The organism is Mucilaginibacter sp. (genome assembly GCF_964263795.1).
Lineage (GTDB): Bacteria > Bacteroidota > Bacteroidia > Sphingobacteriales > Sphingobacteriaceae > Mucilaginibacter.
In genome coordinates this window covers 1-10,447 of record NZ_CAXVWK010000106.1, presented here as the reverse complement: position 1 = coordinate 10,447, position 10,447 = coordinate 1, and the positions used below count along the sequence as shown (strand labels likewise).

Below are 10,447 nucleotides of genomic sequence, written 5' to 3'. Positions count from 1 at the left end.
ATATCAGATGTCATCCTTATTATGTCTGGTGATGATATTACCTAATAAGTACCTTGCCCTAAACAATTGCGCCTTAACCGTACCCAGGGGCAGATCCAGCTGCTGTGCAATTTCCTCGTACGATAGTTCATCGAAGTAACGCAGCGTAATTAGGTTACGGTAACGGATGGGCAGGCTTTCTATCAGTAATTTTAGTTCTTCGGTTTGTTGTTTTTTAATGGACGTTTCTTCGGGGTTTAGTCCGTCAGATTTAATCTGCAGGGGTTTTTCATCACCATCCTCGTCCATCATGCTGTGTATCGATTGCGTATTCAGCTTCTTTTTTCGGATAAAGTCGATACAATTATTGGTAGCTACCCTAAACAGCCAGGTGCTAAAAGCATATTCGGGTTGATATTTTTCCAGTTTTTCAAAGGCTTTTGCAAAGGTTTCAACAGTAAGGTCATTAGCGTCCTCCTTATTGTTTACCATTTTAAGCACCATAAAATAAATGGAATCTTTATAGCGGTGCATAAGGTCGGCATACGCTTTCTGGTTGCCCTGCCGTGCCTTTACCACAAGGTGAAAATCGTTTTTGGCGTTCTCGGTAAAATGGGCGTTTATTTCCATCGGGTGGTCTTTAAAAAAGTACCTATTAAACCAAACACATTTAAATAGGTATAATACATGATATCAAAAAGCGGCAAGTACCATACCAAGTCGTTGCAATCTAGCTTTTTAAACACCCTTTGATAGATAATTAACTGTAGCACCAGCCTAAAAACCACTACTCCGATAGCCCAAAGCGGTTCAAATTGAAATACCAGGCAAAGAATAAATAGCACATAAAATAAAAAACCGGTTATTGCGTCGAAGCTGAGCGTGCGCCTGTGGCTGTTTTTATACAGTTTCCCCACCCCCATATGGCGCTTCTTTTGCCTGAACCAGCTACCTAAAGTAGTTTTAGCATCCGTGTAAGCAAAAGTATCGGGGTGTATTTCAATAGCGGTATTATTTGCCGTAGCGTTTTGGTTTACAAACAAATCATCATCGCCACTTATTACGTGCATGTGGGCCGCAAAGCCTTTCGCACCAAAAAATAATGATTTGGTATAAGCCAGGTTGCGGCCAATGCCCATATAAGCATCGCCGTTTAAGGCTGATGAAAGGTAATTGATACCGGTTTTTAAAGTTTCGAAACGAATAAAGGGGTTTAAGAAGTTATTTGTGCGTGTGTAAGGCGAGTAACCTAAAACGATATTAATTCCCGGTGTAAATTTAGCGGCCATGCGCGTAATCCAGTGCAGGGTGGCAGGCTTACAATCTGCATCTGTAAACAGTAGATGCTCGTTTTTGGCTGCCTTGATACCCAGCGTAAGCGCAAACTTTTTACCCGTTTTATAACGTTGATGCTCGGTAATAGTAACTACCTTAAGATGACTGAACTCCTGCTGAATTTGCAGCAAAACATCGTGCGAACTATCTGTTGAGCAATCATTAATCACTACAACTTCATAGTTAGGGTAAGTTTGCTGTAAAATGTACGGAAGATTTTCGGTAAGGTTACGGGCCTCGTTGCGGGCGCTGATGATAACAGATATTGGAATATCAACCTGCGGGAGTGTATCGTCGGGCTTGTACCCTGCCAGTTTGCTGTGATTGCTCAGTAAGTAATAAAGCTGAACAATGAAACAAAGCTGAAATAAAACAAATAACGCATCCTTAATATAAGCTTCCAATACACCTTTATAATATAAGTGCAAATTTGTTAAAAATAGGCGACAATTCGAGAGGTTTTATACGGAAGTTTACAGCAATTTGCTTGGTGATCAACCGGCCTCTGCATGGCTCTGCTATGGAAGCAGAGGCGCTTAATTATCAACTAACTTCTTGGAGCTGGGTTGCGGCAAGGCTTCCTCGATCGCTTACATCTATTCTTAACCTCTCATAACTTTTGTTAATTTTGCAACACTCAATGAAATTTAATCTAACAGCACAAGACCCTCTTTCTAAAGCCCGTGCGGGCGAGCTTACTACAGATCATGGGGTAATACAAACGCCGATTTTTATGCCTGTGGGCACGGCGGGTACCGTTAAAGCGGTACATCAGCGCGAGCTGAAAAACGATATTGAAGCGCAGATCATCCTGGGCAACACCTACCATTTGTACCTTAGGCCGGGCCTGGAAACGATAGAACAAGCCGGTGGACTGCATAAATTTAACGGTTGGGACGGCCCCATTTTAACAGATAGTGGCGGTTACCAGGTGTACTCGCTAAGTGAAGTGCGCAAAATAAAAGAAGAAGGCGTAACGTTTCGGTCGCATGTGGATGGTTCTAAACACCTTTTTACTCCCGAAAACGTTATGGATATTCAGCGGATAATTGGTGCCGACATCATCATGGCATTTGATGAATGTACCCCCTACCCCTGCGATTATAATTATGCCAGGCGATCTATAGATATGACGCACCGCTGGCTTAAGCGTTGCTGCCAACGATTTGATACTACCGAACCTAAATACGGCTACAACCAAACGCTGTTCCCGATTGTGCAGGGGTCGGTTTATAAAGATCTGCGTGTACGCTCGGCAGAGGCTATTGCCGCTTTCGAGCGCGAAGGCAACGCTATCGGCGGGCTTTCGGTAGGTGAACCTGCCGAAGAAATGTACGCGATGACAGAAATTGTGTGCGATATATTACCGGCGCAAAAACCACGTTACTTAATGGGCGTAGGTACACCCGTTAACATTTTGGAAAACATTGCTTTAGGAATTGATATGTTTGATTGCGTAATGCCTACACGAAACGCCCGTAACGGAATGCTGTTTACCAAAAATGGCATTATGAATATGCGTAACGAGAAATGGAAAAACGACTTTAGCCCGATTGAAGCCGACAGCGAACTGTTTGCCGATACCTGCTATACCAAGGCATATTTAAGGCATTTGATACATAGCGGCGAGATGCTGGGCGCGCAGATAGCCACCCTGCATAACTTGCATTTTTACTTATGGCTGGTTAAAGAAGCGCGTAAAAAGATCATCACCGGCGAGTTTTACGACTGGAAAAAAATGATGGTTGCCCGCCTGGGCACAAAATTATAATGAGGAAATTAACACACAGATTTTTAACGGTTATAGACCGGTACATCATTAAAAAATACCTGGGGACCTTCCTGTTCACACTGGGTATCTTTATGGTGATATCTGTTGTGTTTGATATCTCCGAGCATTTAGACAACTTTTTGGGTGAAGAAAGCACACTGCACGATATTATTTTTGTGTATTACGCAGGTTTTATTCCCTTTTACCTGATGCTTTTATCGCCGCTAATTAACTTTTTAGCAGTGATTTTCTTTACAGCCAAGATGGCTAATCAAACGGAGATTGTCCCGATTTTAACCAGCCGGGCGAGCTTTTACAGGTTTTTGCGGCCTTATGCGCTCACTGCAACACTCATATTTGTAGTGTCGTTGTTTGCCAATTTATATCTTTTACCGTACACCAATAAGTTAAAAGTATCATTTGAAGGCAAGCATTTTTTTAATAACGACGACCCATCTAAGAAAGAAGTGCACATCCAGCTCGATAAAAACACCTTTGTTTTTATGCAGGATTTTGAGCCGAATACCAAAGTAGGAACCCAGTTTATGCTGGAGAAATATGACGGCGACGAGTTGAAAGAACGCCTTACAGCGCCGAGTATCCAGTTTGATACGGTAAAAAATACGTGGAAAATAATCAGCCCAACACGGCGTATTGTGAACGGTTTAAAGGAACATTTCACCTCTAACGGGCTGATGATAGATACCGTTTTAGACATGCGCCCTATCGATTTTGAGGCGCACGACAATGTGGTAAGTAACATCTATGGAGCCATGTCCCTGCGTGTTTTGAACCAGGGGATAGAGAAAGAAAAAATCCGCGGAACAGGCGTAATTATCGATATGCAGTTTGAAAAATACCGCCGTTTTGTGGAGCCGTTATCATCATTTGTGCTGGCTTGTATAGGTGTTGCCATATCATCGCGTAAGGTGCGCGGGGGTGTCGGGCTACCCCTTGGGATAGGAATTTTCATCTGTTTTACCTACATAGTCGTCAATAAATTCGCGTTGGTTTTTGCCATAAAGGGAGGGTTTGCACCCCTTATTGCAGTGTTTATACCTAACATTATTTTTGGTTTATTGGGCTATATTTTACTCATAAGGGCTCCAAAATAATGACCACATCAGCGCCAAAACCTGTTCTAACCACCAATCTCATTATCCTTCATCTAACTGTTTTTGTATGGGGATTTACCGGTATTTTGGGTCAGCTTATCACAATTTCTGCAGTGAACCTGGTTTGGTACCGGGTGTTAATTGCCGTGGTTTCGCTATTTTTTTATGTGTTTTTTTATAAAAAAAGCGCAAAAATAGGTAGCAAAATGTACCTGAAATTAGCCCTTACCGGCGCTCTGGTAGGCGGCCATTGGATCCTTTTCTTTGCTTCAATCAAGCTTTCAACCGTTCCTGTAACACTGGTTTGCCTATCATCGATGACCCTTTTTACCGCAATTCTGGAGCCGTTGATCAATAAAAAAAGCATCTCAAAAATGGAGATCCTTGCCGGAATTCTAATCATCAGCGGCATTGTGATGATCTTTAAGTTTGAATCTCACTACACTAAGGGTATTATAGCGGGCCTGACGAGTGCGCTTTTAGCAAGCCTTTTTTCAATCATCAATTCGCGATTTGTACAAAAAATAGAGTCGCCGGTAATTGCATTTTACGAACTTTCGGGCGCCCTCTTATGGATCAGTCTTTATCTTTTAGCTACCCATGGATTCAATAAAAGCATGGTACCAACCACTGCTGACGTAGGCTATCTGCTGGTACTTGGCACGATCTGTACCTCTGTTGCCTACGTTGCCGGAGTATCGGTAATGCGCGAACTATCCGCGTTCCGTGTGGCCCTTATCACCAACCTCGAGCCTGTTTACGGCATCATCCTGGCGTTTATTTTTTTCGGTGACATGAACAAAATGACTATCGGATTTTGGGCCGGGGCCATGTTAATTCTTTCCACAATCTTCCTGTTCCCGGTTGCTCAAAAGCATATAGCGCGTCGCCGTAGCCGGATTTAGTAACCCGTTTCCTCTCGAAATACCGACCTAATCAACCATCACCATCCCGGGGTAGGGGTAAAGCACATGCATCGAAACGGGCCATTTTAAGCCTCTCTAAGCCACTATTTTTTTTACCTGCACTCCTTCTTCAACAATTACTTTAAGTACCAACAGCGGCGATTCTTAAAATTGATTTAGTGTATTGAGGGGCAAAAACAAATCAGATCAAATTTGGGTAAAAACCAGCTTTAAATTTGAAATTAAAATGTAATTAGTTTTAAAAACATAAATATAATTTACTGAAAATCAGTTTTATATAAACACTATCAAAATATTTAGTTGAGTGATGGAACGCGAATTAAAATACATTTTACTAATAAAATTAGTAAAGACGGTAACTCATTATTTATATCATGATTTTATAATTGATAATCAATGGTTTGGGATGTTCTATTTAAGCTAAAACTTAGCTTTGGATATCTGCATACAAATAGTAAAGTAAGTGTACTGAATGCAACAGGTGAGATCTCGCAGAAATTAGGGGGAGATGAGTTATTGTATACGAGATGAAGATCTAAGCAACATTTGATAGTTTAAAACTTGATGTCGGTATAGATATAAAAACCATAACCGTGCCAGAAAAAAAGTTGAAAAATCTAACGTGGGCAAATTGATAAAGTAGAAGCACGATAACAAAGTTGGTAAGAATGCAATCGGGGCGTACTGCACAATTTGATATACCTCTCCCTTTTTTCAGGGGCCATAATTTTTACGCTGATAACAGCCGGCCTTTTTCGTCATTTTTAAAAGAGATTTAAAAACCGCATCTTGTACAAACTATTTCAACGAAATTTTATGAGTGTTAAAAACATCTTAGCGCTGGTGATCGTGGTGCTACTTACCGTCATCATTATGCAAAATACCGATGAGGTAAAATTTACAATTTTATTCAGCACAACTTATCTTTCAAAAGTTCCTGTCATGACGGCTATTGCTGTCTTCGGTTTTATTTTAGGATTCCTGGTTGGCCGCCCAAAAAACAAGAAGTATGACATCGCGCAACACCATGAAGACATTTATGGGAAAAACGACTCCAAAACACTAAGCGACGAGGACAGGGATTATATTAGTTGAGTGACGAATAGTGGGTGGTGTGTATAATTGAGAATTTCAACAGCGCTCAAAGTTTTTTACACGTTGTAAAATACCTGGTAGTTTACTTCCATAGCTTTCAAATCTGGCAGTTGTTCAAAAATGCCAAAAACTGATGCGCCGGAGCCGCTCATACTGGCGTATAACGCACCATGCTCATACAACTCTGCTTTTACGCCACGTATAACCGGGTGGTCGCGGAAAATATGGCCCTCAAATTCGTTCTTAATTGTGCGTTTCCAGTTTGCTATAGGGGTTTTTATCAGTTCGTATAACGATTCGGAAACCGGGGCAGGTTTTACGCCTCTATACGCTTCTGCGGTCGAAACATGTTCATCCGGCATTACCAAAACAATAAAGTAGCCAGACAGGTCTAATTTTACCGGCTCAAACTCATCACCCTTTTCAAATGCGAACACCGGTTTGCTTTCGATAAAGAAAGCACAATCTGCTCCCAGCAGCCGGGCATAATCCATCATCCTATCGGCCGATAAACCCAGGCTGAATTTTTCATTCATCAGTTTGATAAAAAAAGCAGCGTCGGCCGAGCCACCACCAAGCCCCGCACCTATCGGGATATTTTTGTGCAAGTGTATTTTTACCGGAGGTAATTTTAGAAAATCTCTTTTTAGCAAGTGGTATCCCTTAATGCAAAGGTTGTCGTTAACATCCCCCGGGATATCAATGCCCGAGGATTCAAATTCCAGCTCATCGCATTCGATCACTTCCAGCACGTCGTTAATTTTGATTGGATAAAAAACAGTCTCCAGGTCATGGTAACCATCCGGGCGACGGGCAATGATATTTAGTCCGATATTTATTTTAGCGTTTGGAAATACGATCATCCTTAAAGTGATTAACACCGCATGTATTTTTGCACAACGGTAGGATACCAAAATTAGATTATTTTTCTTTGTACTTCATCGTCATTCAGTCATTAGGTTGTTGCGTCGTTTCTTATCAATAAAAGCGATGGATTAAATTACCCGAGGACAGCGAAGCGAATGACCCGATGATAAAACTTTAGAGCAATGAAACAATACCTCGACCTGATGCAGCACGTGCTGGACAATGGCGCACAAAAGCACGATCGTACCGGTACAGGCACGATAAGCGTGTTTGGATACCAGATGCGTTTTAACCTGCAAGACGGCTTCCCAATGGTGACCACCAAAAAATTGCATCTTAAATCAATCATCCATGAGTTGATCTGGTTTTTGAGCGGCGATACCAATATTCAGTACTTAAAAGATAATGGCGTGCGGATTTGGGACGAATGGGCCGACGGGAACGGCAACCTCGGCCCTGTATATGGTTACCAGTGGCGTTCATGGCCAACACCGGACGGCGGGCACATAGACCAGATTACGCAAGTGGTAAACCAATTGAAGAACAATCCCGACTCGCGCCGCATCATGGTATCGGCCTGGAATGTTGCCGATGTAAATCAAATGGCCCTCCCCCCTTGCCATAGCCTGTTTCAGTTTTACGTACAGCCGGCAGATCCCAGCAAAGGCGAAAAAAGGGGCAAACTGTCCTGTCAACTTTACCAGCGTAGTGCCGATATATTTTTAGGCGTACCGTTTAACATTGCATCGTATGCGTTGCTTACTATGATGATGGCGCAGGTGTGCGATCTGGATTACGGCGATTTCATCCACACCTTTGGCGATGCACATTTGTATAACAACCACCTGGAGCAAACCAAATTGCAACTAAGCCGCGAGCCAAGGCCGTTGCCTACCATGAAAATCAACCCGGAGGTCAAAGACATCTTCGGTTTTAAGTTTGAAGATTTCACATTGGAGAACTACGAACCGCACCCGCACATTAAAGGCGCTGTTGCGGTTTAATATTGAATTGCTTAAATTTGATATTATGAGCATTGCTGAATTAAAAGAGGAGATACAAAAAGCTATCGACCAAATGCCAGAAAGCGATTTGCAAGAAGTATGGAATTTAATAACTAAAAAACAATCTAAAAATAGCATCGACAATAAGACGTTAGACACTTACATGGATGCTATCATTTCTGAAAATAAAGGATTGCTGAAACGGCTGGCTCAATGATAGATTTTCTTTCTGCTGTTCGGATCCATAATAGATTAATTGATGAATTCGGAGGAAGCAAAGGCGTTCGTGATGAACGTTTGCTTGAATCTGCATTAAATAGACCTTTTGCCACTTTTGATGGGTTTGACCTTTATCCAACTTCTACAGAAAAAGCAACTGCCATTTTTGAAAGCCTGATCATCAATCATCCGTTTATGGATGGAAATAAAAGAATTGCATATGCATTGATGGAAGTTTTTTTGCGACATGGCGGAGTAGTTTTAATGACGACTGAAGACGAAAAATACGAATTAGTGATAAATGCAAGCACAGGTTCGTTTAGATTCGAAGAGATAAAAGCTTGGATTGAAGATAAATCCCAACAAACAACTATTCAGCCATGACTGTTTCTATCATCGTAGCTATTGCAGAAAATTATGCCATTGGTAAAAACAACCAGTTGCTTTGGCATATGCCAAATGATCTGAAACATTTTAAAACTGTAACATCGGGGCGTACCATTATCATGGGCCGTAAAACCTATGAATCAGTAGGCAAGCCGTTGCCTAACCGCCGCAATATTGTGGTTACCCGGCAGGATATCCAGATACCCGGCTGCGAGGTGGTAAAATCGATAGATGAGGGCTTATCACTCTGCGCACATGAAGACGAAGTATTTATTGGCGGCGGCGCAGAAATTTACAGGGACGCCATGGATAAAACCGACCGCATATACCTCACCATCATCCACAAAAATTTTGACGCAGACACTTTTTTTCCTGAAATTGACTACCTGAAATGGAACGAAGTAAGCCGTGAAGATTTTGAACCCGACGAGAAAAACCCACTCCCCTACACCTTCATCACACTAAACCGCGCTTAACAAAAACGCCGATTATTTTGTTTCAATTAAAAATTTCAGGCTTGTGAAATTTTATTAGATTTGCTGCCTTATTTAAAAAGCTTATAAACTAATTAATTACATATTTTAATTCGCGATGCAAGGAAAAGGGGTTATTAAATTTTTCGCCATTCTGCTGGCTGTAGTGTGCTTATACCAGCTTTCTTTTACATGGGTGGCCCACAAAGTTGAGAATGATGCCAAAGAATATTCGAAAGGTAATCCTGCAAAGGAGAAAGCCTATTTAGATTCTGTGTCAACTCAACCGGTATATCCTCTCTTCGGCCATACTTACCAGTATTGTGTCGACAGGGAACTTGCCCTGGGTTTGGATTTGAAGGGTGGCATGAACGTTACCATGCAAATCTCGTTACGCGAGCTGGTTACCTCATTGGCCAACAACAGTACCGATGTTGTGTTTAACCAGGCGTTAACCAATGCCCAGACACGTAGCGTTACCGAGCAAAAAGATTATATTACACTTTTTGTTAACGAGTATGAGAAACTGGCACCCAACGGTAAACTGGCTGCGATATTCGCAAACAGCAACAACCAGGATAAGTTAAAATTCAATTCATCAAATAGTGATGTTGAAAAATACCTTAAAGACCAGGCAGATGTTGCGGTACAGCAATCATACACTGTATTGCATACCCGTATTGATCAGTTTGGTGTAACCCAACCTAATATACAGCTGCAAAAAAGCACTAACCGTATTTTGATTGAATTGCCGGGCGTTAAGGAACCTGAGCGTGTGCGTAAGCTTTTATCAGGTTCGGCTAAATTAGAGTTCTACCAAACTTATGATAACAGCGAAGTTTACCAGTTGCTGGTTAACATCAACGGCATCCTGGCTGCTAAAAATAAAACTACTGCCCCTGCAGATACCACCAAAGCTGCCGCCGCTGCAAAATCGCCAACATCTGTTAAAGATTCTGCCAATTCACTACTGGCTAAGTTGCAAAAAACTACCAATAAAGATTCTGCCGGGTTAAACAACAAAACACAACTGGCTGCGCAAAACCCGCTGTTTTCTGTTATGTCTCCGGTTTACTACCAGGATGCAAACGGCCAGCAGCAATTAAGCCCGGGCCCAATTGTTGGTTATTCTGCAGTTAAGGATACTGCTAAAGTGAACGCTTACCTGCGCAGTGCTGATGTAAAATCGGTACTGCCTCAAAATTTACGTTTCCTGTGGGGTGTTAAACCAATCGACAAAACAAAAGTATTTGAACTTTACGCTATTAAATTAGCC

The 10,447-nt window shown here is 41.9% G+C and carries 11 protein-coding genes and 1 pseudogene; 9 read left to right on the top strand and 3 right to left on the bottom strand.

Annotated features, from left to right (window positions below; all coding sequences use genetic code 11):
- Positions 1 to 3 precede the first annotated feature (3 nt).
- Both ACE5CV_RS17145 and ACE5CV_RS17140 read right to left on the bottom strand, forming a co-directional pair.
- Positions 4 to 609 carry an RNA polymerase sigma factor gene (locus ACE5CV_RS17145; protein ID WP_374951418.1) on the bottom strand — a complete coding sequence of 202 codons (606 nt, stop codon included), beginning with the start codon at positions 607 to 609 and terminating at the stop codon, positions 4 to 6.
- Positions 600 to 1,742: a glycosyltransferase gene (locus ACE5CV_RS17140; RefSeq protein ID WP_374951417.1), complete on the bottom strand. Its 1,143-nt coding sequence runs from the start codon at positions 1,740 to 1,742 to the stop codon at positions 600 to 602. The genes ACE5CV_RS17145 and ACE5CV_RS17140 overlap by 10 nt, the downstream gene beginning before the upstream one ends.
- 212 nt (positions 1,743 to 1,954) lie before the next feature.
- On the opposite strand from ACE5CV_RS17140, the gene tgt reads away from it, so the two are divergent.
- From tgt to ACE5CV_RS17120, 4 genes are all read left to right on the top strand, one after another.
- Entirely contained in the window at positions 1,955 to 3,085 is a 1,131-nt protein-coding gene (gene tgt, locus ACE5CV_RS17135; RefSeq protein ID WP_374951416.1) for a tRNA guanosine(34) transglycosylase Tgt, read from the top strand.
- Positions 3,085 to 4,200, top strand: a complete 1,116-nt coding sequence (locus tag ACE5CV_RS17130; RefSeq protein ID WP_374951415.1) for an LptF/LptG family permease — start codon at positions 3,085 to 3,087, stop codon at positions 4,198 to 4,200. The genes tgt and ACE5CV_RS17130 overlap by 1 nt, the downstream gene beginning before the upstream one ends.
- Complete coding sequence (locus ACE5CV_RS17125) at positions 4,200 to 5,105, top strand: DMT family transporter (RefSeq protein ID WP_374951414.1); 906 nt, start codon at positions 4,200 to 4,202, stop codon at positions 5,103 to 5,105. The genes ACE5CV_RS17130 and ACE5CV_RS17125 overlap by 1 nt, the downstream gene beginning before the upstream one ends.
- Positions 5,106 to 5,942: 837 nt before the next feature.
- On the top strand, positions 5,943 to 6,221 hold the full coding sequence (locus ACE5CV_RS17120; protein WP_374951413.1) for a LapA family protein: 279 nt from the start codon (positions 5,943 to 5,945) through the stop codon (positions 6,219 to 6,221).
- 56 nt (positions 6,222 to 6,277) lie between these two features.
- On the opposite strand, the gene ispE is transcribed toward ACE5CV_RS17120, so the two are convergent.
- Positions 6,278 to 7,084, bottom strand: coding sequence for a 4-(cytidine 5'-diphospho)-2-C-methyl-D-erythritol kinase (gene ispE, locus ACE5CV_RS17115; protein ID WP_374951412.1), 807 nt, complete (start codon positions 7,082 to 7,084; stop codon positions 6,278 to 6,280).
- Positions 7,085 to 7,270: 186 nt separating this feature from the next.
- Here ispE and ACE5CV_RS17110 point away from each other — a divergent pair, with 186 nt between their 5' ends.
- The 5 genes and pseudogenes from ACE5CV_RS17110 to ACE5CV_RS17090 all read left to right on the top strand — a co-directional run.
- Positions 7,271 to 8,092: a thymidylate synthase gene (locus ACE5CV_RS17110; RefSeq protein WP_374951411.1), complete on the top strand. Its 822-nt coding sequence runs from the start codon at positions 7,271 to 7,273 to the stop codon at positions 8,090 to 8,092.
- 25 nt (positions 8,093 to 8,117) lie between these two features.
- Positions 8,118 to 8,309 (top strand): hypothetical protein, encoded by a 192-nt coding sequence (locus ACE5CV_RS17105; protein WP_374951410.1) that lies wholly within the window; start codon positions 8,118 to 8,120, stop codon positions 8,307 to 8,309.
- A complete protein-coding gene (locus ACE5CV_RS17100) occupies positions 8,306 to 8,695 on the top strand; it encodes a type II toxin-antitoxin system death-on-curing family toxin (protein WP_374951409.1) in 390 nt (129 codons plus the stop codon). The genes ACE5CV_RS17105 and ACE5CV_RS17100 overlap by 4 nt, the downstream gene beginning before the upstream one ends.
- Positions 8,692 to 9,174, top strand: coding sequence for a dihydrofolate reductase (locus ACE5CV_RS17095; RefSeq protein WP_374951408.1), 483 nt, complete (start codon positions 8,692 to 8,694; stop codon positions 9,172 to 9,174). The genes ACE5CV_RS17100 and ACE5CV_RS17095 overlap by 4 nt, the downstream gene beginning before the upstream one ends.
- A 115-nt stretch (positions 9,175 to 9,289) precedes the next feature.
- Positions 9,290 to 10,447 (top strand): annotated as a pseudogene (locus ACE5CV_RS17090) (protein translocase subunit SecDF); the annotation flags it as partial.

Bases quoted from the DNA above. Each gene is read 5' to 3' on its own strand.
- ACE5CV_RS17145 (WP_374951418.1), bottom strand. From the start codon at position 609: ATGGAAATAAACGCCCATTTTACCGAGAACGCCAAAAACGATTTTCAC.
- ACE5CV_RS17125 (WP_374951414.1), top strand. From the start codon at position 4,200: ATGACCACATCAGCGCCAAAACCTGTTCTAACCACCAATCTCATTATC.
- tgt (WP_374951416.1), top strand. From the start codon at position 1,955: ATGAAATTTAATCTAACAGCACAAGACCCTCTTTCTAAAGCCCGTGCG.
- ACE5CV_RS17110 (WP_374951411.1), top strand. From the start codon at position 7,271: ATGAAACAATACCTCGACCTGATGCAGCACGTGCTGGACAATGGCGCA.
- ACE5CV_RS17105 (WP_374951410.1), top strand. From the start codon at position 8,118: ATGAGCATTGCTGAATTAAAAGAGGAGATACAAAAAGCTATCGACCAA.
- ispE (WP_374951412.1), bottom strand. From the start codon at position 7,084: ATGATCGTATTTCCAAACGCTAAAATAAATATCGGACTAAATATCATT.
- ACE5CV_RS17095 (WP_374951408.1), top strand. From the start codon at position 8,692: ATGACTGTTTCTATCATCGTAGCTATTGCAGAAAATTATGCCATTGGT.
- ACE5CV_RS17120 (WP_374951413.1), top strand. From the start codon at position 5,943: ATGAGTGTTAAAAACATCTTAGCGCTGGTGATCGTGGTGCTACTTACC.
- ACE5CV_RS17100 (WP_374951409.1), top strand. From the start codon at position 8,306: ATGATAGATTTTCTTTCTGCTGTTCGGATCCATAATAGATTAATTGAT.
- ACE5CV_RS17130 (WP_374951415.1), top strand. From the start codon at position 3,085: ATGAGGAAATTAACACACAGATTTTTAACGGTTATAGACCGGTACATC.